Annotated in this window: 24 protein-coding genes; 8 read left to right on the top strand and 16 right to left on the bottom strand. The window is 54.3% G+C overall.

Going from position 1 to position 23,307, the window contains the following annotated elements:
• Window positions 1–132 precede the first annotated feature (132 nt).
• Window positions 133–1,656, bottom strand: a complete 1,524-nt coding sequence (locus CPA50_RS17590) for a methyl-accepting chemotaxis protein (protein WP_227519713.1) — start codon at window positions 1,654–1,656, stop codon at window positions 133–135.
• Between the two features lie 74 nt (window positions 1,657–1,730).
• On the bottom strand, window positions 1,731–2,309 hold the full coding sequence (locus CPA50_RS17585; protein WP_096783851.1) for an SCO family protein: 579 nt from the start codon (window positions 2,307–2,309) through the stop codon (window positions 1,731–1,733).
• A gap of 147 nt (window positions 2,310–2,456) precedes the next feature.
• Between CPA50_RS17585 and CPA50_RS17580 the strand changes: the two genes are divergently transcribed.
• Window positions 2,457–3,911, top strand: a complete 1,455-nt coding sequence (locus CPA50_RS17580) for a hypothetical protein (RefSeq protein ID WP_096783850.1) — start codon at window positions 2,457–2,459, stop codon at window positions 3,909–3,911.
• A gap of 117 nt (window positions 3,912–4,028) precedes the next feature.
• Here the strand turns inward: CPA50_RS17580 and CPA50_RS17575 are convergent, their stop codons facing one another.
• Entirely contained in the window at window positions 4,029–5,477 is a 1,449-nt protein-coding gene (locus CPA50_RS17575; RefSeq protein WP_096783849.1) for a rhomboid family intramembrane serine protease, read from the bottom strand.
• A 193-nt stretch (window positions 5,478–5,670) separates the two neighbouring features.
• Here CPA50_RS17575 and CPA50_RS17570 point away from each other — a divergent pair, with 193 nt between their 5' ends.
• On the top strand, window positions 5,671–6,111 hold the full coding sequence (locus CPA50_RS17570) for an OmpA family protein (RefSeq protein ID WP_096783848.1): 441 nt from the start codon (window positions 5,671–5,673) through the stop codon (window positions 6,109–6,111).
• 91 nt (window positions 6,112–6,202) lie between these two features.
• On the opposite strand, the gene CPA50_RS17565 is transcribed toward CPA50_RS17570, so the two are convergent.
• The 5 genes from CPA50_RS17565 to CPA50_RS17545 form a co-directional block, all read right to left on the bottom strand.
• Entirely contained in the window at window positions 6,203–6,604 is a 402-nt protein-coding gene (locus CPA50_RS17565; RefSeq protein ID WP_096783847.1) for an MAPEG family protein, read from the bottom strand.
• 2 nt (window positions 6,605–6,606) lie between these two features.
• Entirely contained in the window at window positions 6,607–6,849 is a 243-nt protein-coding gene (locus CPA50_RS17560; protein WP_096783846.1) for a GlsB/YeaQ/YmgE family stress response membrane protein, read from the bottom strand.
• 129 nt (window positions 6,850–6,978) lie between these two features.
• A complete protein-coding gene (locus CPA50_RS17555; protein WP_096783845.1) occupies window positions 6,979–7,677 on the bottom strand; it encodes a lysophospholipid acyltransferase family protein in 699 nt (232 codons plus the stop codon).
• A gap of 47 nt (window positions 7,678–7,724) precedes the next feature.
• Window positions 7,725–8,300 carry a class GN sortase gene (locus tag CPA50_RS17550; RefSeq protein ID WP_096783844.1) on the bottom strand — a complete coding sequence of 192 codons (576 nt, stop codon included), beginning with the start codon at window positions 8,298–8,300 and terminating at the stop codon, window positions 7,725–7,727.
• On the bottom strand, window positions 8,297–10,504 hold the full coding sequence (locus CPA50_RS17545) for a marine proteobacterial sortase target protein (RefSeq protein WP_227519712.1): 2,208 nt from the start codon (window positions 10,502–10,504) through the stop codon (window positions 8,297–8,299). Before CPA50_RS17545 ends, CPA50_RS17550 begins: the two co-directional genes overlap by 4 nt.
• Before the next feature lie 192 nt (window positions 10,505–10,696).
• On the opposite strand from CPA50_RS17545, the gene pdsR reads away from it, so the two are divergent.
• From pdsR to CPA50_RS17530, 3 genes are read left to right on the top strand one after another with little or no spacing between them, the layout of a single operon-like run.
• Window positions 10,697–11,398 (top strand): proteobacterial dedicated sortase system response regulator, encoded by a 702-nt coding sequence (gene pdsR / locus CPA50_RS17540; protein WP_096783842.1) that lies wholly within the window; start codon window positions 10,697–10,699, stop codon window positions 11,396–11,398.
• A gap of 3 nt (window positions 11,399–11,401) precedes the next feature.
• Window positions 11,402–13,462, top strand: coding sequence for an ATP-binding protein (locus CPA50_RS17535; protein WP_096783841.1), 2,061 nt, complete (start codon window positions 11,402–11,404; stop codon window positions 13,460–13,462).
• 19 nt (window positions 13,463–13,481) lie between these two features.
• A complete protein-coding gene (locus CPA50_RS17530; RefSeq protein WP_096783840.1) occupies window positions 13,482–14,789 on the top strand; it encodes a DUF3422 family protein in 1,308 nt (435 codons plus the stop codon).
• Window positions 14,790–14,797: 8 nt separating this feature from the next.
• Here CPA50_RS17530 and CPA50_RS17525 read toward each other — a convergent pair whose 3' ends face one another.
• The 5 genes from CPA50_RS17525 to CPA50_RS17505 form a co-directional block, all read right to left on the bottom strand.
• Window positions 14,798–15,580 carry an ATP-binding protein gene (locus CPA50_RS17525; RefSeq protein WP_096783839.1) on the bottom strand — a complete coding sequence of 261 codons (783 nt, stop codon included), beginning with the start codon at window positions 15,578–15,580 and terminating at the stop codon, window positions 14,798–14,800.
• 166 nt (window positions 15,581–15,746) lie between these two features.
• The gene (locus CPA50_RS17520; RefSeq protein WP_096783838.1) at window positions 15,747–16,325 is read right to left on the bottom strand and encodes a porin family protein; all 579 of its coding nucleotides are present in this window, start codon (window positions 16,323–16,325) and stop codon (window positions 15,747–15,749) included.
• A gap of 295 nt (window positions 16,326–16,620) precedes the next feature.
• The gene (locus tag CPA50_RS17515) at window positions 16,621–17,133 is read right to left on the bottom strand and encodes a hypothetical protein (protein WP_096783837.1); all 513 of its coding nucleotides are present in this window, start codon (window positions 17,131–17,133) and stop codon (window positions 16,621–16,623) included.
• Entirely contained in the window at window positions 17,133–17,456 is a 324-nt protein-coding gene (locus tag CPA50_RS17510) for a hypothetical protein (RefSeq protein ID WP_096783836.1), read from the bottom strand. The genes CPA50_RS17515 and CPA50_RS17510 overlap by 1 nt, the downstream gene beginning before the upstream one ends.
• 152 nt (window positions 17,457–17,608) lie before the next feature.
• Window positions 17,609–18,508, bottom strand: coding sequence for a DNA ligase (locus CPA50_RS17505; RefSeq protein WP_096784003.1), 900 nt, complete (start codon window positions 18,506–18,508; stop codon window positions 17,609–17,611).
• 422 nt (window positions 18,509–18,930) lie between these two features.
• Here CPA50_RS17505 and CPA50_RS17500 point away from each other — a divergent pair, with 422 nt between their 5' ends.
• The 3 genes from CPA50_RS17500 (at window position 18,931) to CPA50_RS17490 (ending at window position 20,268) form a co-directional block, all read left to right on the top strand.
• Entirely contained in the window at window positions 18,931–19,191 is a 261-nt protein-coding gene (locus CPA50_RS17500; protein WP_096783835.1) for an acyl-CoA-binding protein, read from the top strand.
• A 29-nt stretch (window positions 19,192–19,220) separates the two neighbouring features.
• Window positions 19,221–19,694, top strand: a complete 474-nt coding sequence (gene greB / locus CPA50_RS17495) for a transcription elongation factor GreB (protein ID WP_096783834.1) — start codon at window positions 19,221–19,223, stop codon at window positions 19,692–19,694.
• 292 nt (window positions 19,695–19,986) lie between these two features.
• Window positions 19,987–20,268 (top strand): hypothetical protein, encoded by a 282-nt coding sequence (locus CPA50_RS17490; protein ID WP_096783833.1) that lies wholly within the window; start codon window positions 19,987–19,989, stop codon window positions 20,266–20,268.
• Window positions 20,269–20,271: 3 nt separating this feature from the next.
• On the opposite strand, the gene CPA50_RS17485 is transcribed toward CPA50_RS17490, so the two are convergent.
• The 3 genes from CPA50_RS17485 to hyi form a co-directional block, all read right to left on the bottom strand.
• Window positions 20,272–21,753, bottom strand: a complete 1,482-nt coding sequence (locus CPA50_RS17485; protein ID WP_096783832.1) for a sensor histidine kinase — start codon at window positions 21,751–21,753, stop codon at window positions 20,272–20,274.
• Complete coding sequence (locus CPA50_RS17480) at window positions 21,740–22,420, bottom strand: response regulator transcription factor (protein WP_096783831.1); 681 nt, start codon at window positions 22,418–22,420, stop codon at window positions 21,740–21,742. The genes CPA50_RS17485 and CPA50_RS17480 overlap by 14 nt, the downstream gene beginning before the upstream one ends.
• A 107-nt stretch (window positions 22,421–22,527) precedes the next feature.
• On the bottom strand, window positions 22,528–23,301 hold the full coding sequence (gene hyi, locus CPA50_RS17475) for a hydroxypyruvate isomerase (RefSeq protein ID WP_096783830.1): 774 nt from the start codon (window positions 23,299–23,301) through the stop codon (window positions 22,528–22,530).
• Window positions 23,302–23,307 lie beyond the last annotated feature (6 nt).

Raw genomic sequence — 23,307 nt, 5'->3', positions numbered from 1 at the left:
GTGCGCCTCCTACGATGAGTAGAGATCCCTTTACTATTGCATCGTTTTGGCAGACTTCAACTCACAGCCATCAATGTTCACTATTCAGCCTGTGAATGGGGAGCCCGGACAAAGCAGCTCCCCGCAGGGCTGTTAACGTGTTTTGTACTCAGTTATCAGCGCGTCTACTTCTGCGATCATACGACTGATTTCTCCAGCCATAGCCTGGGATTTCGCCGCTTCCTGCGCGACCTCCTGGCTCTGTTCGGCAACCTGCTGAACACTCTGGTTAATCTCACCCGATGCCACAGCCTGTTGCTCTGTAGCCGAGGCTATTTGCAGGTTCATCCCACTTACCTGGGCAATTGCTGCCTCAATGTCCGCAATGGCTTTACCTGTCTGAGTCATTGCGCCCAGGGTTTCCCGCGAGCGGGTCTGGCCCATTTCAATAGCGGCCAGAGTCGCTTCGGAAACATTGGCAAGACCATCAATCGTGGCACGGATTTCAGTTGTGAAGTCCTGTGTGCGCCGCGACAGATTGCGGACTTCATCAGCCACTACGGCAAAGCCACGCCCGTGCTCACCCGCACGTGCAGCTTCTATGGCCGCATTCAGGGCAAGCAGGTTGGTCTGATCTGAAATGTCATTGATTGAAGCGATAAATGCACCAATAGACTGCACTTTATCTACCAGCTCAGAGACCATGTGCGATGAATCCGCCAGCGCAGAATTGGTAGCTTCCGTCATGGCAATCGCACTCTGGATGTGGCGAGCACCCTCAGCTGACGCCTCGGTAGAGCGGTTCGATGACTCAGCCGCAGACTGTGCGTTGCGGGCTACATCCTGAATGGTGGCTGTCATCTGATTGGTTGCTGCAGCTGCCTGGTCAGTCTGGGCTTGCTGAGCATCTATGATCCGGTAGGTAGTGGTGCCCGCAGCCGTCAGGGCCGAGGCACTGGTATGCAGCTGCCCGGAGAGCCCACGAACCGAATCAATCAACTCTGCAAAGCGGGTCATCATGGTATTAAAGGCGGTAGCAGCAAGATCGCCCTTGGCGTTATTCAGGCGACCACGCAAATCGCGCTCATGATCAAAGGCGTTAACCAGCGCAATAATTTCCCGGGAACGCTTCTGCTCAGCGGCCATTTTGATCGCGAAAAATGACAATATCCCTGCCTCGAAAACCACGAAGGCGGCGTGTACTGCGGTAATGGACCAGCTACAGCCGTAATTGAACAGCATCACCGGCATGCCACCGATAGAGACCTCAGACAGCTGTAATGCCGTCAGCACCAGGTGATGCACAGCTATCAGGCCAGCAGCTGCAAGAACGGGCAACCAGTCGCGGTAGGCGATGGTAAGAGCCAGTGCCGAAAAAATATGAAAATGCATTTCGATGCGCCCAAGCTGAGCCTGGATCATGGTAGCCGAGAACAGCATAAGGCACATACTGAACAGAACACCGCAAGCGCGGGTACCCCGCAACATGCTGTAACCGGCGATGGCCAGAATACCTAAGGCCAGAGATGCGGTAATTGCAAAACTGTAGGTTCCATAGCCCCAGGGCACAATCAAAGCCACTACCGGCACATGAGCCAGTAACAGCCAGAGCATGTTGAGGTCTGTACTGAGTAATTCCTGCTGTTGCAGATATTGAATATTATCCGTTGAACCCACGATGACGCTCCATTTTTAAACCTGGTTCGAGCCTTTCTGCCCACCAATTAAACTACATGTTCGCCCAGGCATTTTTAGCCTCTGGCATGTTCCATAAGACGCTCAAGATCAGCACTCACCCTCTCTAAATCCAGATCGGGCGAGGCGTACAAAAGCTGCCGTCGGTCATCTTCTGTTACTACGTAAATTCGTGCGCCATGGTTGATTTCCCGACTCACACCACCCTCGCGGGCCGAAAAATCACCGTACTGGCGGGCGAGCTCCTGCGCTTGCCGGAAGTCTGCCGGGCGTACAGCGCGAAAGTTCGATCCCATTGTTGCCATCACCCTGTTCAGTTCTTCCTGGCTATCGTTTTCAGGATCGAGAGTCACAAATACAAACTGCACAGGATAGTCGTGCCAGCGATCGTGTAAGGATTTCAGATTAACCAACTGCAGTGGGCAGACAGTGCCGCAACTCCGGTAACCGAAAAACACAAGGTTCAACCCGGACCCGGGTACCTCAGCTCCCGGCAGGGAGGGCACAGACACATCCGTCTTGTAACCGTAAAATCCGGATTTCCCATCGAGTTCGTTCAAAAGACCCTGCGCGAACGGCAAAGCCACAGCCAGCACCAAAGCGATCAGAATAAAAATGAAGGAGGCGGGTTTCATAGCGGCATCATGCCTCAAGTATTATGACGAGTCTTCTCCGCCAATGGTGATCCTTACGGCAGTAAACGGCCGCCCTGGCGTATTCTTTAGGCTTTATTTTTGCGATCATAAACATCTATTACTTTCCAGGCAGGATCTGCTTCCACAATGAAACACGATTGCCACTACCATCCGGGCGAACCTGCCAAATGGCACTGTGGTGAGTGCCAGATGCACTACTGCACCCGCTGCATGCCCGATGCTGATATCCGCCGCCGCCAGGCGCTGTGCCCAAGATGCAGCAAAGCCATGCGTTATCTGGGCGCCGCGACCGAAGTGGTGCCTTTCTGGAACCGGCTCGGGGCCTTTTTTCGTTATCCGTTCCACTCTGATCCGCTGATGGTTATCGCTATTTGCACACTGGTGCCCGTTATTGCGCCAGCCAATCTGATCGGAATCCTGATCTGGCTGGTGCTGGCTCTGGCCCTGTTCAAGTACACCTATGCAGTCATCAACCACACAGCCGAAGGCCACCTGAAACCGCCTTCGGTATCCGTCGCCTTTACCGGCAGCGGGTTCAGCATTGTTATTCTTCAGCTGCTGGTTTTTATTCTGATGGGCGGTCTGGTTGGTGCAGCCGCTATGCTGGGCGGTCCTTTACTGATGATGCTGGCACTGGCTTTCGTGGTACTGGCACTGCCTGCCAGCATCATGGTTCTGGCCATGGAGCGATCTGTGGGGGCCGCGGTCAACCCGATGAATCTGGCTGTCCTGATTTCCCGCATCGGCACACCTTATTTTCTCCTGTACGGCTATCTGATCCTGCTCACTCTGGCATCCGGTGTTGCGCAGGATTTCGCTATCAATCAGTTTCCGTTCTGGCTTTCACAACCTTTGTCGGGCTTCCTGAACAGTACCTTTACGCTGATTCTGTTCCATATGCTGGGCTACCTGCTTTTCCAGTATCAGGAAGAGCTGGGATTCGCGTCAGACATTCAGGACGAGTCGCCTGAAGTGGATATGCAACAGCGGGACCGCAGCACCCGTTTCGACGCAGACATAGATATGAACCTGAAAGACGGCAACTATGACCGTGTTCTGGGCATGCTGAAAGAGGCGCTGAAAAGACATAGGGACGACCCGCTGCGCATTGGCCAGCTCTACCAGATGCTGATAGCACAGAACGATTCGGCAGAGCTTTACCAGTACCACCCACGGATTCTGGGCTGGCTGGCCGACCGGAATGATGGGGAAAGCATTGCGTCTGTTCTTGGCATGCTTGAGCAGGAGGAGCCTGGTTTCAGGCTGGACGACCCGGATCTGACCGTCCGCTGTGCCCGCTGCCTTTATCACCGGCAACAATTCAAACCGACTTTGCGGCTGCTGCAGGACTTCCACAAGCGCTTTCCGGACAGCGAGCAGCTAGCTCCTGCCTATCTGCTGGTTGCACAAACCCTTGCCAACGGAATGGATCAGTGGGAAAAGGCGACAGCCTTTCTTACATTTATCCAGAAGCGGTGCGTTAAACACCCCCTGCACGAACAAGTCCCTATATTTCTGGAACAGGCGGGAAAGCGGGAACCTCTTAAAGGCCCCAAAGCGTCGTTTGTAACACCGGATTAAGGCAAGTGTGGGGAGGGTGTTCAAAACCGTGCGGAGCCATGGATGGCGGAGCCGAGCGTACAGGGAAGTATTTACAGCGAGTTTTGGAACACCCTCGCCGCAGTTGCCCGGACACCATCACCTCACCTGAAGCAACTGCCGATAGTGACGTGCCTTGGGCGCCATCTCCAGCTTCTCGAATTCTTCTGCAAGCAACCGGCAGGCCTCAGCGGTCAGCAAGGGAGCATCAGCATTGCGCAGGCGCTCAAAAGCTTTCTCTGCAGCCTTGAGATCATGCTGTCTAAGACACGCGAAAAGCACCCGGTTGTGATCTTCCGCCTCAAGGGGGTGGCAGCTCTCCCCTTTGCTCAGGTATTCCTGCCATATAGCTATCATTTGGTCCGGTTGGCGGCGGCGCAGGGCATCATTCATCAGCTCGCGGGTACGAGACAGGTATTCAGGCAGGTCCGGGCGTAGTTTTGCGAGGTTATACAAGTGCTGCAACAGGATCGGCCTGTCAGGGTACCGCTCTCGCAATGCCTCGAACTGTCGCCGCGCCACGTCAAAATCCATACGCCCCAGGCTTGCCATGGCCTGAGCATAACCCGTTGTGAAGCGATCATCCCGTTCAGCCTCTTCTGGCTCAAAAAATTCCTCGCGCACCTGCAACCAGCTTTTGCCCAGCAGCCACACCAACCCTGCACCGGCAAGCAGTCCCCCAGCGTGCGCCATATAGGCAACACCTGTAGCACCAGCAAACCAGTAATCGTAGATTTCCTTGCCCAGCCAAACCGGCAATATCGCTAAAGCGGGCGCCCGGAAATAGTTGAAATACACGCCAATGAAGTAAAAGAAGCGGATCTTCTGTAAGCCATAGATTGCCACGTACATACCCATCAGCCCCGATATAGAGCCGGACGCACCCACAAGCGGGATATGGCTACCCAACGAGAAGGCGGTGAAAACAACGCCAGACAGTGCTCCGCAGACAAGATAAGCGAGCAGGAAGCGCCCGGGACCAAGGGCTTTTTCAACGGTAAAGCCAAGCAGGAACAGGAAAACCAGGTTACCGATAATGTGCCCCCAGCCACCATGCAGAAACTGATAGGTAACCAGCGTGTATAGCGACAGCTGTGCCGGAATCAGACCAAGCTGCAAAGCGCTCAGGCGCTGGATATAGGTTTCTTCTATGATCGCTCGTTGTTCCAGCCACCGCGCCCGGTCTGCCGGAGTCCAGATAACATCGCTGTTCAGAAGGAGATACTGGTAGAACTCACGGTCCATAAGCAGGTTGCCTGCAAGCCAGAAGTCCTCGCCATCCTCCCTCAGCTTCTGAAACCTCTGAAGTTCAAAAACCAGTTCATCGTCACCTTCAAAGCGAATCTTCCGCTGCAGATAATCCTCATAGGCGGGAGCCTCCAGTAACGGCAAACCGAAATCTACATAGGTATCAACAGCTTCTTCAAGCTTGCGGGAGTCTCCTGCCTGGTAAAAAAGAAAAACCAGGACACAGGTAAGCATCAATCCGAGGGTAACCCAGGGTGGGCGCTTCCAGTTAACTGCGTTCTCAGCAGGAATAATCAGCATGGGCGGTCACAATTCATCATAATCTGTCCCTGAAAAAATGCTTTTTATCATATCAGTGTCTTATTTTCGCGCTTAAATGGTCTGTAGCGTGAATGTCATGTCGACCATCCGCCAATTGCTGTTATTTCTGTCCCGGCCAATAGTGGGCAGGAATAACAAGAAAAACCAGAGACCTGGAACAAGGATACTGCAGATGACCGTACTCGTATTGGACAACCCGGATTTGATTGCCAAAGCCGCTATAGCATCCGGCTTTAATGCGGCCACCCTTATGACTGAAGGCAGGCGCCCACACCGGATGAGATTTCATTATGGTTTCAACAAGCACTCTCTGGACAGTTCAGACAAGGTGATTGTGCGCCAACATGCTGTGTACCTGAGGCAACACCCAACCATCAACGTCCGGATTCATGGCCACTCGGATAATTTTGGTGCAGAGGATTATAACCGTTTCCTGTCCAGACTGCGGACCAACTCTGTCGCGAGACTTCTGATGGACGAAGGTATTGCCGAGTCCCGTATTCTGGTCTCCAGCTGGGGATCAGACCGCCCGCTGGCTACGCCTGACGACCGGGCAGCCAATCGCCGTATAGAACTGGAATACCTGACCCACGATATGGCCAGAGCACTCTAGGCCGGCCGGGCATGCCAAAGGCACAGCAGAAGGGAAATATATGGGGCCAGAATGGGTGTGGCCCCGGAGAGCGGAGAGGCTGAGCGTACGATCAGCCGTATACCTGCCATACATTCCATAACAACAGAACCGCAGCAGCCAGAATGGCCAGCCAGGTCAGTAAAATACCGATCATTCGGGCTTTATGTGGCCCGCCGCTGCCATTGATCATACCCCAGGCGTGAAGGAGCCGGCCGACGACCAGGGCCATGCCCGTCCAGTAAACAAGACCGCTGGCAACACCGTTCAGTTCTGCAATACCCAGCATGATCAGACCCAGGGGTGCATACTCTACAAGGTTGGCGTGAGCACGAACGGCGGCCTCGAAATCGCGATCACCTGTAGTGCCCATACCCTTCTTGAACTTCAGACGGAATTTCACCACCTGAACAGACAGCACCAACAACAGAATCCCAAGTACAGCAGCAAACACTCCGGTAACAGGTACGATCATCTTCAGCCCTTCTTGATTTTGCTGACAATCGCCAGCAGTAAAACCGCGCCTACGGTAGCCGTCACCAGCTCACCAATAGCACCCTGAGCAGCTAACCCTAACAGGCGAAAAACAAAACCGCCGATAAACGAGCCAAGAATACCAATACCGATATTGGCCAGTACGCCAAAGCCACGGCCCTTCATGATCAGGCCGGCGAGCCAGCCGGCAACACCACCGATAATCAAAAACAGAATCAGGTTCATCGCTTTACTCTCTTCAGGGGACTTTTGAGGGCGTTCTTGCACAGATAACCAAGGCCAACAAAGATTGCCCTGTTTTTACTGATGGTTCAACCACACCAAGGACATACCAAACCAGAGATCCCTTGCAACTCAGAGACTGGAGATAGCTTCCGCCATCGCTTTATGGCAGCGCTCGATCAGAGCGGGAACATCCTTAGCGGTGAGGCCTGTGGTTTCCACCGGAGGCAGGATCCGGATAGTGACAGGCTCACGTTTGCCCCACCAGCCCAGAGTCTTTTTGCGATACTCCCCATTGCATACCATAACAATGGGCACCCCGGCAGTTACCGCAGCGTAAAAAGCCCCTTTTTTGAACTTCTGCAGCCCACGCCCCTTGCTCCGCGTGCCCTCCACAAAAACCCAGAGGCTCTTGTTATCACGGGTGATTGCATCACCGGTCGACTGCATCGCCGCTATGGATTTGCGTGACCTGGCGCGATTCAGCATCACATTGCCACCAAGCCAGAATACCTGGCCAAAAAACGGAACCCAGATCAGTGATGATTTACCTACAGTTACAGTGCGTGGCGGCACCAGATCACCCATAACGAAGAGGTCATCGTTGTACTGATGGTTGGCGATAGCAACCACAGGGCGATCCCGAGGCATAAGCTCAGCACCCTCCACGGGGCGCTTCATGCCCAGTATGGCGCGGCCAACCCTAGCCAGTGCTATGGCCAGCAGGCGGTTATTATCGGGATTGAACGGCCTGAAAATATACAACGGCAGGGCGAACATACAGATCACCGGAACACTGAACCAGGCCAGAACATTTCTTAAAGCACCCATGAGGAAAACTCTGCAACAGGATTTTGGCGCACAAGTGTACGCCAAGTTTATAGGCCTGCAACAGTATCAGTTTGTTGCAACCGGGCCTCAACCACATACCTGAGGGGGCCGCCCGGATCCATGCTGTCAAACGGATAGCAGGTAACCAGCAGAAGGGTATCCTCAGGCAGTTGCCGGGTATCAATAAACTCCGAGCGGCTATCCACGATTCTGGTTTCATGCACCCGATAGCTCTGCCACCTGCCGTCCCGGCTTTGCAGCCGAAGTTCGTTACCGGGTTCCAGGTACTTCAGGGGCCGGAAATGTGTATCCCTGTGTCCGGCAATTATGACGGCGCCGTGGGGATCAGAGGCCCCCATCATCTGCCCTGGCCCGAAGGCCAGGCTTTCCCCGTGGACACCCGCAAGCACAATCATGGAATCGCCCAGATCCGGCATGGACAGTTTTGCGACAGGCCAGGTATCCGCCCAGGGCCACGGCCGGGATGCTGTCTGCCGCGTCTGGCTTTCAGCCCAGGCAATCTCCAGCAACTCCTGAGCAACCACAGCCTTTAAAGGAATCCATAGCCCGAAGACCAGCAGGGTTGCAGAGCTTGTTATGAGCAACAGAAGCAGGCGGCTCATGGATACGACCGCCTTTGCATCATAGCGATAGCGACGCAGAGCATCAGGCCAAACAGCCCCAGAGCAACAAGCAAAGGCGCTGCGGTAGCCGTTTGTGGGTAGCGTGCCATACCGGGCTGGGAGCCAGCAGGCAACAGCGTCGGCAGATTGTCTTTTAACAAAGCGCTTTCCAGATCACGGGCCGGCGTTGTATCGACCGCCACAAAACTGGTGTAGGGCGACATCAGGCTGTGTTCAACTGCCAGTCTGGTGATTTGCTCCTTGTCCGGCTCCTGCGCCTGAACCCGCGCCTCATCCAGCAAACTGTTGATCTTCTCCCGTGCCCAGTAGCGGTGCAGCCCCGTACCTATGGCCGCCTGTTGCAAATCCAGGCTTCGCTGCCATTTACCACCACCCGGCAAACGCCCGGAAACACTCAGCTCTCCGGCTGCAGGCACACCTCGCACCACCTGCAACAGGGGTTCACCCTGAAACAGATCCCCTGGGCGTAGCGGAAAACTGTCTTCCTGCGTAGATGCTGACTGACCCGGCCAATTCACCTCAATATCCGTCAGTACCGGCGCTTCCATAGCCGTGAACAGTCTGGCCAGAGGGCCGCTGATATCCGCAAGATCCTGTACTGCGGTATAGCTGCCTCGACCCCAGCGCGCAGCCTCACGCATAAAATGTCTGTTAGGTGCTGAACCTATGGCTACGGTGAACAGCCTCTGATCGCCAAGCTGACGACGGATCTGGCTGAACAATGCAGACTCATTACCAACCGCACCATCAGTCATGAATACCACTTGCCGTACTCTTGGTGATGCATCTTCCGCAAGTTCACCCGCGTCCCGGCCATGGCTTTGCAGAGCCATAGACAGCGCCGGCGCCATTTCCGTGCCTCCATCGGCCTGTAGCTGGCTTACATAATGGCGTGCGCGGGCCAGGTTGTTGGGCGTTGCCATTCCCGGCTGTACAAAGAGGGCGTGGGGCTGGGAGTTGAACTGAATCACATTGAACCGGTCACCGGGTGCCAGTGTCTCCAGCCCCATTTGCAGAGCTTCCCTCGCCTGCCGGATTGATTCCCCTGCCATGGAACCGGAAGTATCAATCACAAACGTAAGTTCTCGCGGCAAACGGGTTTTACCAGCCCGTCCCGGCACCACCATAGCCAACAGATAGTCCTCTCCTTCCCAGCGCTGTTGAAAAACAGCAGCTCCGGGTTCCTGACCGGCAAGAGGCTGCCAGCGCAAAACAAAATCACGATTCATCACAATAGTCCCCGCCTGCGGCTTAACCGTCACCACGCCGCCATCCTGCTCAGTTGCAAGCTGATGGCTGGGGCTCGACACCTGAGCCAACGGAAGCCCGGCATCAATGATGAACCTGAGCGAAGCCCGGTGGCTGTCAGCAGCCACGTCTGCCACATCCACCGTGAACGGGCTGATGGAATCCGCATCCGGAACCTCCGTGGTGGGTACCGCCCAACCACCTTCCCACTGCTGTGACGACGTAGCCAGAGGCTCGCCCGGCATGTACCTCGGCGTCAGAGTCGTCGGCACACTGAGTTCAAAAATCCCGTCCTGATAGTCCACCAACTGCTGGTAGTTCAACTCCACACTCACCGTTGCTCCAGGCGGTATATTCGCCACCCGGGTTGTGAACAGATTCGGCCGCTGCTGTTCAACCGTCGCTGCATGACGCCCGGAATCCCTGGCTTTCTCATAGGTTTTCTTTGCTTCCTCACGGGGCTGAACTTCCCCCACAATGGTGCGCTCCCCCACCTTCATGGTCAGCCCGTATACACTGGCCGTCTCCGGAAGTGGAAACACAAACACGCCCTCGCGCCACTGGTCGCTGGTGTTCCTGAAGGTGCGCACCAGACGGCTATCGGCAATCAGCCCACTGACCCGCACATCGAAATCGCTGCCCAGAACCAATGCTGGCTCCTGCCACTGCCCTTTGGCATTCACAAAGTGCAGCACACCCGCTGAATCTTCACTGCCGGTGCTGGCCTCGGCATAAAGAGGCTGGACAAACAGCATCAACAAGACCGCCAGCCACAGACTGACGCCCTCCATAATGCTCTGGACCCGAGACTCCCGGCGCGCACTGAGCCCGCCCATCTGGCCGGAAGCCCTTCTGTAACCGTGCAAAGCCTTGGATGGCGAAGCCGGACAAAACAATGAAGCACTGTGTTTAGACAATATTGCGGAAAACATCATGGCAAGATCCTTGAGCTACATGATTCAAAAAGACCTGACCATTTGAACAATCCGAAAAGGCGCTCCCGTGGCAGAATCAAACATTCCACCCACAAAAAATGATGAATTATGGCAACACCCTGAGCTAACCTTGCTCTTACTGCCTGCCATGTTTTAATAGGCCTTCATCGCCCACGGATAACAGCCAGAAACATGAAAAAACACCTTGTCCTGATAGAGGACGAACCCGCCATCCGGGATAACTACCGCGCGGCCTTTGAGCGCCGGGGCTATCATGTATCCACATACGGTGACCGAGCATCCGCATGGCAGGTGTTACGTCAGAACCTGCCTGACCTCACCATTATTGATGTTGGACTGGGGGACGAGCCAGAAGGCGGGTTTACCCTGTGCCAGGATTTGCGCTCGCTGTCCGGAACGCTGCCTATCATTTTCCTGACAGCCCGGGACAGTGACATAGACTCCGTCCACGGCCTGCGCCTGGGTGCTGATGACTACGTCACCAAAGATATGAGCATGGAGCACCTGCTGGCGCGGGTCACTGCCCTGCTGCGACGCGCCGATGCATGGGCCGAAGCCCGGCAAAAACCTGACGAAGTGGTAAGCCGTGGCCGCCTGAACCTCAATGTTGATCGTATGACGGCCGCCTGGGATCAGGCTGCTGTAGACCTCACCGTGACCGAGTTCTGGATGCTTCATGCTCTGGTACAGCATCCAGGCCACGTGCGCAGTCGCGAGCAACTGATGGAGGCAGCCAGCACGGTTCTGGACGACAATACGGTGACCTCCCACATCAAACGCATCCGGAGCAAATTCCTGCAACTGGACAATACCTTTGACAGCATCCAGACCGCCTATGGCATGGGCTATCGCTGGAATGCCCGTGAGCTCTGATTCGTGACACTCAAACGCCAGCTCTTCGTTGCCAGCCTGTTGATGCTGCTGATCCCCTGGGCCGGCCTGCAGTTCGTACTGGAACTCGATCATGCTCTGCGACAACAGGCACTCCAGCAATTGCAGGACCAGGCTGAACGGCTGGCACAGACCGCCGGGGACCTCAGCCTTGGGCTTCCCTCCGTGGCATCACAGGCGCCAGCCATTTATGTGGAAAACATCAGCAGCCCTCTCAATCTGGACGGGTACAGTGATGACTGGCCCGGTTACGACGAGGCGGAACAGTTCCAGCCCTGGCAGACGGCCGGACATCCTGAGTCGCCCGAAAAAACCTCTGGTTCTCCCACCATGCACTGGCAAGCGGCAACCGATCAGCGTCACCTGTACCTGTTGATACGCGTCAGTAACCACCAGCCCATTTTCTTCAATCCCGGCGCGCCTGAACAACCACACGATCAGCTCATACTCTGGCTCGAGCCTGCGGACGGCAACCTGAATCCGGACAACCGGGTTACCTCCTGGATGATTCGCACACCTGCACCCGGCAGGGTTTATGCCAACGCAGGAGGAACTGAGCACCAGCCGGATTATCGGGTTAGCGGAATCTGGCAGCCGGCAGGCAATGGCTGGCAGCTTGAACTGCAACTGCCGAAACCATCCCAGGGCAGCCGGCTGGGGTTTGCCGCATTGTGGAACAACAACCCGGAAGCAACACATACCTCAACATCTACAGATCCGCTTCCGATACTGGTTGAACGCAAACCCGAACTCGAACGGCAACTCACTCCGGGAATGGGCAGAGGGCAGATAGCCCGACTGATTGAGCCGGCGGGCTGGGTGGTTGCACAACAGTCAACGCCATCCCGGCAACAACAGCCAGAGTTTGAAGGGCTCAGTCCGCTGCAGGTTATTGAGCATATCAGCCTCAATGCCCTGCGGGCTCTGGTACAGTTTTATCAACCCAGACCAGCGACCCTGGCAATGGGCACGAACCGGCTTGAAATGAGTGCTTTACCGGAAGACGGCATTGTCCGCCATACAGATGACAGCATCTGGCTGATGACTACACACCCGGTTTTTGGTGGACGGACTCTGGTGCTTGAGCAATCTCTGGATCAGCTGCTGACATTGTCAGGCTCTACCCTGGGCTCCGTTATTGCCCGCAGTACGATTATGATTATCGGCCTGACTCTGGTTTTACTGGGTTATGCGAGCTGGTTATCCTGGCGTATTACTCGTTTACAGCGCGCTGTCAGCAGCAGCATTGATCAGGATGGCCGGATTATCGGCACTATTGCCACTCTGCCTGGCGCCAGAGCCAGGGATGAGCTGGGCCAACTGCAAAACCACTTCGCCCAGATGGCTGACAGGCTACATGGCTACAACCGGTATCTTGAGAGCTTTTCCAAGCGCTTGTCCCATGAACTCAAAACACCGGTCGCCGTTGTACGCTCCTCACTGGAAAACCTGCCACACAGCAAAACAGAAGAAGAACGTTCCCAGTATATCGGGCGCGCAACTGCAGCAACGGAACGTTTGCGCCAGATCCTTCATGGCATGAGCGAAGCTACGCGTCTGGAGCAGAGCTTTGACCACGCAGATAAAGAAGTGTTTGATCTTGCCGAAGTCATTGGCCAGGCAACTGCGGCTTACCAGTCGCTGGATGAAGATCACCGGTTTGAGTACACCGGCCCGGCTTCCGGTGTCAGTCTGACCGGCTCCCCGGAACTGATCGTACAGCTACTGGACAAACTGGTGGATAATGCCAGGGACTTTACGCCGCCAAATGGCCGGATCATCACGGGCCTGGAACATACCGGGAACGAGATCTGCCTGTCTGTTTTCAACGAAGGGTCAGAGCTACCAGCCAGCCAGGACACCAGTATTTTCAGCCCCTTCGTGTCAGTGAGGGAGGGCAGCGAAGAAGGCCATCTCGGCCAGGGCCTGCTGATTGTTCAGCTGATCGCCGATTTTCACGGTGGGCGCATAGAAGCAGAAAATGGGATCCAAAGCAGTATTGAAGGTGTCTGCTTCCGGGTTATGATTCCAGCTGCCCATTTTTAACTACAGGAAGGCCCTTACCGTGAGCGCGCTACTTGAGTCTCTCGAGATTCACCCTCTCAGAGATGATCTGTACAACGAGCTGCATTCCCGGCCTTTTCAGGTTATTCCCTCCCCTGCCCGGGTGACTCATATTGCGGTGCTGACAACGCCGGAGCAGCGCCAGCAGCAGTTTGAGCACCTGCAACTGCTTTCCCGGCAGATGGGCTGCCCGGTTCCGGAACAGGAAGTTGGTTGTTTCGAGCAGACGTTTGGCACCCTGCGGGTACGCAGGGAAATGCACATGGAATTCGCCTCTTACACCTTCATCAACCTGACAGCCAGCGACTCAGAGCCCTTTGCTGATACCGGTATAACCCCCCTGCCGGAAGGCTGGCTTGCGCAACTTCCAGGCACAGTGGTTGCAGCCTTTCATCTGGACATTCTGCCTGCTGAATACGGGGTTAATGGTGATCCTGAAGACATACGCCAGCACTTCGAAGGGTTGCGACTGGTGGGCAGCAGTCCCAAAGAAGGCGCAGCAAAAGTCTGGAGCACATTCAGGTTGCACAAAGACGGGTTCGGGCGTTTTATGGTGGTAAATCACAACATGTCGGATAGCCAGCTCGGCCGTCTGACCCAGCGCCTGATGGAGATTGAAACCTACCGGCTGATGTCTCTTCTGGCACTGCCTGTTGCCCGGAAAATCTCCCCCACTCTCAATGAAATGGATCAGAAGCTGGCGATCATCACCCAGGCACTGGCGGATGAGCACGATGTAGACGAACAGACGCTGCTTGCTCAGCTAACCAATATTGCCGCGCGCATCGAAGCATTCCGGGCCACTGCTACCTTCCGCTTTTCTGCCACTCGCGCCTACCATCGCCTGGTACTGACGCGACTGGAGGAACTCAGGGAAGATGAGCTTTCCGGGCACCTCACCCTCACAGAATTCATGACCCGCCGCCTGACACCAGCGGTAAAAACCTGCGAAGCAGTCAGCGAGCGACTCGAAGACCTGTCCAGACGGGTGGACAGGGCTTCCGATATGATGCGTACGCGGGTAGAACTCGCTATCCAGAGTCAGAACCAACAGCTACTGAGCTCCATGGACAGGCGCTCCAAAATCCAGCTGATGATGCAGCACACTGTTGAAGGCTTTTCCGTTGTCGCTATTACCTATTACCTGATAGGCCTTCTCAAGCTGGTTCTGGATTCAGTTTACGAAGCCGGGATCATTTTTAACAAAACCCTGACACTGGGTATTGCCATTCCTGCCACTCTGGCACTGGTGTATCTGAGCATACGATTTGTCCACCACCACTTTATACGCATGGCAAAACGGCAATAAAACGAACCTCAGCGCGTAATATCATCTCCGGAAAACTGGCGGAAAAACTGCTGCGCAGTACGGCCATTACGCACACCTTTGGAGGTTGCAAAGCGAATGGCTTCGCGGTGCAGATCCTCACGCTCCGCAACATCCGGAAACAGGTCATCAATCGCCTGCAGATAGACCTCCTGAGAAAATGCGTAGAAAGAAAGCTGCAGGCCAAAGCGATCGGCCAGAGAAACCTGTTCGTCTATCGCCTCCGCAGGATGGAGTTCTCCGTCCTGAACCCTGGTATTGAGGTTGTCGGACATAAACTCCGGCATCAGGTGTCGACGGTTAGAAGTGGCGTAAACCCGGACATTTTCCGGCGGCAGTTCCAGCGAGCCTTCAAGTACGGTCTTCAATGCCTTGTAACCGGTTTCGCCCGCATCGAAGGACAAGTCGTCGCAGAAAATGATAAAGCGGAACGGTAAATCGCAGATATCGTCAACTATCTCTGGCAGGTTCACCAGATCATCCTTGTCCACTTCGATGATTCGCAAGCCGCGTTCTTTATAGCGGTTCAGCAAAGCCTTGATCAGAGATGACTTGCCGGTTCCTCTCGCCCCCCAAAGCAGCACATTATTTGAAGGATCTCCGGCAAGAAAGCGTTCAGTGTTACGTGCCAGCGCCTGCTGCTGACGATCAATGCCGGTCAGGTCACTCCACTGAACCGGGTCAAGGCGCCGCACTGCGCGCAGACCTGAGCGATGGCGGCGCCACACTGCGGCGGGCGTGGATGACCAGTCAAAAGGTTCATTTCCAGACATAAATTATGTTCCTGTTCAGCTGTTTACAGATTTATGCGCGAGCTCGTTGGAGGCGAATCGGGCGACAGTATATCTGGACAGGCTGCACTGGAGCTATCAGGAAGGGCATATGAAAAAGTGCAGAGGCATGACCTCTGCACTTTTTCAGGGGTCAGACTACGAAAGATCAGAACTGAAACTTCAGGCCAACCTGCGCAGTATCAAAGTCCGGGCCATCGTTATTCAGCTGGCCATTGAAATCGTTCTCATCTATATCGACGTTGTAACGGTTGTACTCGAGAAACGTGGTCAGATGTTCGGTAATCCGGAAATCGACGCCCGCACCAACAACAGGGCTTACATCGTCGTAGGTCTCATCCTCATCAAATGCATCCACGTCGAGTGCTGCAGCAAAAGCACCGGCTTTGGCATAAACGCCGAAACTCTCGGTTACCGGAAGGCGGCCAATGGCTACCACAGCTCCACCTTTAAGCTTGCCGTCAACATCATCCTTACCAAAATTGCCAAAGTCTACATAGTTTGCTTCCAGAGCAAAGAATTCATTGAACTGGTAGCCAAGGCCTGCGCCGTACAAATCGTTGGAATCATCAAAGTCTCCACCGTGAGACTTATATCCACCGTAGCTACCTTTAATGTAGGGGCCAGATGAATCACGATCTGTGGAGCCTTGAGCAAAAGCTACAGGAGCAGCAAAGACACTGGCGGACAAAACAGTTGCTAATGCAATACGAGAGTTAGAGTTCATAATGCTTCTTCCTCGCTAGTAAAGGTTCCATTCATCGTTGCGTTCCCAGGGGCACAGAGATGATTACTTGCTGTCCCCGAAACACGTGCCACTACCCTAGTGATTCTGCCCCCGGGTTTGGGTTACATCCGGACTAAAATCTCTTCATCTTCTCTTAACTTTCCGCTGGATAATCAAAAAAACCTATTACTATCAGCAAATTAAAACTCCATGTTCTACGCACACCTATACCAGAGACAGCGAAGCTGCCAGGCTTGCAGAAACAAAATTAACGGAGTTATCAGGAGGTAAAAGACTATTCGGTGGGAGAGGTATCCGCAGAGCGCGCAGGCGCATCTTCTGATTCACTGCTATCCGGATTACCAGAGCCAGATGACTGCCGCATCAGAGTCATTCCCCCTTGAAGCAACAGGTTTTTCAACCTCGGGTCGCCCTGTTCTGCTATGCCAACAGCAAATGCCAATACAGCCGCCTCCAGCGGGTTACGGGTAATCAACGAGCGTAAGGCGTTAACAGGGGAACCAGAGCCTGAAGCGGACGATTTGCTCTCTGTATCCCGCAAGTTTCTGGCCGGACGGGTCATGCGGTAAAAAAACAGGGCCAGCAGGCACAAACAGGCTAACCCGATGATTGCCATGGCGCCCGGCTTACCCACAACGGGGGCCAGGGCCAGGGTCGCTGCATGGACCAGCAGATAAAAGCCGGTGATCAGCAACGCAGTGAGCAACACCAACGCCAGGACTATCCCGGTAATAGCCGCGACAGCCTTGCGAAGAGTACTCTGGATAGTGGCGGAATCAGGCAGCATCAGCGATCAAGCATTTTACCCACGATGATACCGGCCAGGAACATGAGGATAATACTGAGAAACGGCTTCTCCTCAATTTTGTGCTCTACGCTCTCAACGGTCTGTGATCCGGCCTCAGTAGCGCGGGCAAGAGCTGCGTCGCCGCGCTTGCGGAGTTGTTCCAGAGCCGCACGAGTTTCACGGCTTATTTCATCTTTCAGGCTGTTGGCATTGGACTTCTGGCCTTCCGCAACCGCTTTGGTCAACGCTGCAAGATCTTCCCGAAGTAACTGAAGGTCCTCTTTGACGTGGTCATAATCACCTTTTGCAGTTTGCTTTTCCATGAGCTGTCTCCTGATCGGTTCCTGAGTTCATTCGACAACGGCCAGCCCAGGTCTGATATAACCTGGCCTGCACAACCGCTCAAAAACACTCTAGCACAGCACCAGGAGTTCGTAACTGTACACAGATCTCCCAGACATCACGGTGGCTTTGTTCAGAGCTTACCCTCTGACTGCTCCGGTTCATCGTCACGCACACGCAAGAAACTTGCGAAACGAGGCAGCCCAGTCGCCGTGAAACCATAGTGTTTGAAGGTTATACGGGTTCCGGGGGCCGGTGGCCGGGCACGCAGTTCATCGCTGAACCCGGACCCTATCCGAAAACGGCGACCATCCGCCAACTCCACCTGCAGAGCTCCCATCAGCCCCTTCAGACGTCCCTTCCCGGCAACGTGTGCAACCACGACTGCCTCGGCGTCTTCAAAGGCTTTCACCTTCAACAGGTCATCAGAGCGGCCAGCTTCGTAACGGCTTTCATGCCGTTTGAGCATCAATCCTTCGCCGCCGTCTGCAACCATCCTGTCCAGGCGTGCCATCAGTGCAGCATGATTGGTTGCGGGCTCCTGCTCAACCAGCTTCAGATAAGCAGAATCCGCCTTTTCTACCCAAGTCTTCAGCTGCTCATACCGGGAGTGAAAAGGTCCGGGGGCAGGCAGATCAAACACATGAAAGCGGATCTCACGCCATTCGCTGTCTACCGGCACCCTCTTACGCACCGCTCCGGAAAGCTCTGCAAAGCGCTGGCGCCCCATCCAGAGTTCACCGTCCAGGGGAATACCGGGGAAATCTGCAACAAACCAGGCCGGAGCCCGATAGACATTCCCCTTGCGTGATAATAACCGCTCGCCGTCCCAGTATGCTCTGACACCATCAAGCTTCTCACTGACCCAGTACTCCTGCAGCCGGACTCCTTGCTGATAGGTATTGGCCAGAGGCACTGGCGGCGGGCTCGCCTGCGCTACGCGCACCAGGGTCAGCAGTATAATCGCCAGCAACAGGCTGAAAGCCCGCCACACCTGGCATGTCTGTATTCCTTCCCTGCTTTTCGTACGCATCAACAAAGTCTGCGTGATAAGCGACTGGCCTTCATGAGAGGTAGCGGGGGCATTTTTGATATTGGTTCGTTTATTCTGCACGACAGAATTGTCTGTAGACGACATGGCTCTCTCCCTGAGCAATTCATTTGCAGTTATTCAATCCTGACGCCCGCCTTCCTGGCAGGCAGCGTCAGACCTCAGTCCAGATAATTCTCGCTTTTCAGGCAAAAGCCGGCAAGCAAGTCAGCGGATTGTATACGCAGGAAAATTTCGCCAGAACAGCTATATAAAACGCACAAGGCCACAAGTTCATACCTGTATCCTGCAGACAACAACAACCCGGGAATCGGTCAATGACGGCAAGCAATGCCATAGCTATACTCCTCTAAACCTTAACGAAGCCATACGGCATTATCATCTTGACCAAGAAGGAATCTGATATGAGCGACCTGAAAACCAGGTTCGACGAAGCAGTGAACTATATCCAGACTGCGGAAGGTGACTTCAAACCCTCCAACGAAATGAAGCTGGAATTCTACGCCCTTTACAAACAGGGGACTGAAGGCGATGTATCCGGTAAACGCCCGGGCATGATGGATTTTGTTGGCCGCGCCAAGTATGACGCCTGGGAAAAGTGCAAAGGCATGTCAGCAGACGAAGCCATGCAGAAGTACATCGACAAACTCGAAGCCCTTAAATAACACACCTCCTGGCAATAGCAGGCTCTGTCTTGAAGACACCACTTATTACGCGACAGGGTTACGATGACCTGCAAAAAGAGCTTGATGAGCTCTGGCGGTTTGAACGCCCGGAAATCACAAAAAAAGTGACCTGGGCGGCAAGTCTGGGTGACCGAAGTGAAAATGCTGACTACCAGTACAACAAGAAGCGGCTCCGTGAAATCGACCGCCGGGTTCGCTACCTGAGGCGCTGCCTGGACAACCTCAAAGTGGTTGATCAACGCCCGGAGCAAGAAGGAAAGGTCTTTTTTGGTGCCTGGGTAGATGTCGAAAATGATGACGGCGAAACACTGAAGTTCAGAATCGTCGGCTATGACGAGATATTCAATCGCACCGATTATATTTCCATCGACTCACCGATGGCCCGGGCATTGCTGAAAAAAGAAGTAGGTGATGAAGCGGAAGTGAAAACCAAGGCCGGAACAGTGACCTGGTATATCAACGCTATCGAATACGTGACGTAGCCAAGGTAGCAGAATCCTTCCTTCGGGCTTTAATAATCAGGTATAAAAAAACCCCGTAAAAACGGGGTAAGGCTAGCGCTGTGCTGGAGGAAGAAACAAGCGGCTACTGATGCTTGCCTCTGTCTACAATACCTATTCTCCACACCTGTTATTACCGCGCCCTTGCCGATGGATTACCTTTTGGTCAGAGTGAACCAGGCAGTTCTTTCAGCGAATTAGGTTGCACACTCTAGGGAACGTCGATAGCTTTCGCGCATCAAACCTTATATCCGCCAGCTACGGAGATAGCAGAATGAACACACAAAAGCTCCTGAACAAGGCTCTTGAAGGCGTCGACGCTCTGGGCTACCGCCTCGACCAGATGGGCATTACCGGAAAGATTAACCGCCATAACCTGGCTGCTTTTCTGATGTCAGAACAGAAACACCTGGAAGGTGAGTGGGACAGCATTCAGGTTCGCCTCAACCTACGCCGTTCACAGTTTGAGCGGATTACACAGCAGATTGAAGCACGCACCGACGCACTGATTGGCCCGATAAAGTCACAGGTAAACCGGTTCCGCCCGAACCACTGAAAATCAGGCGCGGCCGGCTTCAGCAGGGGCTTGTGCGTCGCCGTCAGACGAGTCTGCCGACTGATCAGTCGATGCAGCTTTGATACGTTTGCGTAAACGGGTAAAGGCGGGCATCCGCACAGCCACCGTCAGCCCGGGTGGTACTTCATCCGGAGAGGTGTCGCTAAGCACAATCTGCCCCTGGTGAATGTCTGCAACGGCACTCACCAGGCTGAGCCCCAGGCCGTTCCCCGGAAGTGAACGGCTCTTTCCAACCCGATAGAAACGCTGGAATACCTGATCTTTTTCATCATCGGGAATACCGATACCGCTATCTTTTACTTCAAATACCGCTTCATCGCCTTCTTTCCGGACAGCGACACCAATGGTGCCGTGTTCCGGCGTATATTTGATGGCGTTATCAATCAGGTTGCTGATCATCTGGAACAACAGATCACGATCACCCTCAATGATGACCCCCTCTTCCAGCGACTGCTCAAACGTCTGCTCTTTATCTTCAGACAGCGCCTCGTATAGTTCACAGGCGTCGGATACCAGTGCATCCAGGGTGACCTGCTTCATATCCGCGGAATTGCCTTTGGTTTCAAGGCGTGCAATTCGCAACAGGGCATTAAAGGTTGCCAGCAGCTGATCTGCCTCAGCAACAGCGCGGCCGGCCTGCTCCCGGGCCTCGTCGTTGTCTACGGACATCAGAGTATTTTCAAGCTGGTTCCGCAGCCGTGTAAGAGGTGTACGAAGGTCGTGGGCGATGCTGTCAGACACATGCCGGATCCCTTCCATCAGATAAACGATCCGGTCCAGCATCTGGTTCAGATTTTCCGCGAGCTGGTCAAAATCATCCTCTGTGCCACGGGTAGGTATCCTCAAAGAGAGGTGCCCATTCATGATTCGGCGGGAGGTATTGTTGATAATTTCAATACGGCGGGTTGTACTTCGGCTCATGAGAAAACCGCCAAGCAACGCCAGTGCAAGGGTAATCCCCATGCCCCAGTTAATGGCAGTTTCAATAACTCTCTTGAGGTTGGTCAGCTCGTCCACATCACGACCAACCAGCAGTCTCAGACCGCCCTGAACTTCAAAAATGCGGGCGCGAGCGAGCCGCTCCGAACCTGTCCACCCAACGGCCGGACCGAGCGTGAAATTAATCCAGCCACTTTCTGAACGGGAACCCTCCGGCCAGGTTTCAATATTGCCGGCAAGTTTGAGGAAATCCTCGGTAGTCAGAAGATAAACAGTTTTGGCATTAGGATCACGTGCCACCCGCTCACGGATAATCGTGATCAGGCCGTTTGCACCACGCCCCCTATACTGTTCCGCCAACCCTGCAATTTCCGCTTCAATGGTCTCGTCGGTCTGAGCGGTCATAAATCCCGCTGTACGCCAGTAAATAAAGGCCAGTAATAAAAATACCGAGGTGGCAAACACCACCATGTACAGCAGGGCAAGCTGAAAGGACGATGTCCTGAGCTGGCTAAGCAGTTTCACGTAACATGTACCCTGCACCCCGGATGGTCTGCAGCAAGGGTGTCTCGAATTCCTTGTCGATTTTTGCCCGGAGACGACTGATGTGCACGTCGATCACGTTAGTCTGGGGATCAAAGTGATAGTCCCATACTTTCTCCAGCAACATGGTCCGGGTAACCACCTGACCCGCATTACGCATAAGATATTCCAGTAACCGGAATTCCCGGGGCTGAACATCAATATTCTGGCCGGAACGCTTTACTGTTCGGGCCAGCAGATCCATTTCGAGATCAGCTACACGCAACACGGTTTCAGTTTCCGCAGATTGACGGTTCCGGCGTACCAGCGACTCAATCCGTGCAAGAAGTTCAGTGAAGGAAAAAGGCTTGGTCAGGTAATCATCACCTCCGCCCCGCAGGCCTTCAACCCGATCGTCTACATCGCCCAGCGCGCTCAGAATCAGAATCGGCACCTGGTTGCCCGTGGCACGAACTGTCTTGATGATTGAAAGCCCGTCCATCCCGGGGAGCATGCGGTCGACAATCATGATGTCGTATTCTTCACTGGCGGCCATCATCATGCCTTCCTTGCCGTCAGCAGCATGATCGACTACGAAGTCTGATTCCTTCAGACCTTTGACAAGATAATTTGCTACGTCCTGATCGTCTTCGATTACCAGTGCTTTCACCGGATCCCCTCCAATAACGGATTACATTAACAACAGAGTACGAATAACTCGTGACACCGGCCAGTTACGATCTTGTAAGAGGGTGTCGCCAATGGCGACGGTCGGACTTATACCGGAAGCCAGTTCAGGCTTTCCGTGGTAGCGCCTGAGGGCTTGTATTCCGCGCTTACCCAGCCGTCATAATCCATTTTATCTATGGCAGCGAAAACATTCGAAAAGTTAATCTCACCGGTTCCCGGTTCATGTCGGCCAGGGTTATCGGCAAACTGTATGTGGCCAATCCAGGGCAACAGACACTCCATAGATCGCAAAAGGTCACCCTGCATGATCTGCATATGGTAGATGTCGTACTGCAGGCGCAGGTTATCCGCATCAACTTCTTCAATCAGCGCCATGACCTTACCCAACGTATCAAGGAAAAATCTGGGCATATCGACGCGCGAATTGATCGCCTCCAGGCATAGTGTAATGTTCTCGGCAGCCAGTTTGTCAGCCGCCCAGGCAATATTGGCTACCAATGTCTGCCAGGCCGTTGTTTCATCCAGATCGACCGGCTTTAGTCCGGCCAGGCAATTCAGCCGCTTGCAACCCAGCGCGCGGGCGTACTCAATGGCCTGATATACCCCGTCACGAAACTCATCAACCCTGTCTGGCAGGCAGGCAATGCCGCGCTCTCCAGCGTCCCAGTCACCGGGAGGCATATTGAACAATACCTGAGTAAGATCATTATCGTTCAGGGCCCCACTGAGCACATCTTTAGGCCATTCATAGGGGAACAGGAACTCTACACCCGAGAATCCCGCCTCGGCCGCTTTGGCAAAACGTTCGGGAAACGGAACCTCGGTAAACAGCATCGACAAGTTGGCAGCAAAACGCGGCATGACAGT

This window comes from Marinobacter sp. ANT_B65 (assembly GCF_002407605.1).
Taxonomy (GTDB): Bacteria; Pseudomonadota; Gammaproteobacteria; order Pseudomonadales; family Oleiphilaceae; genus Marinobacter.
The sequence above is the reverse complement of the archived record's forward strand: the minus strand, read 5'-3'. Positions and strand labels throughout refer to the sequence as shown.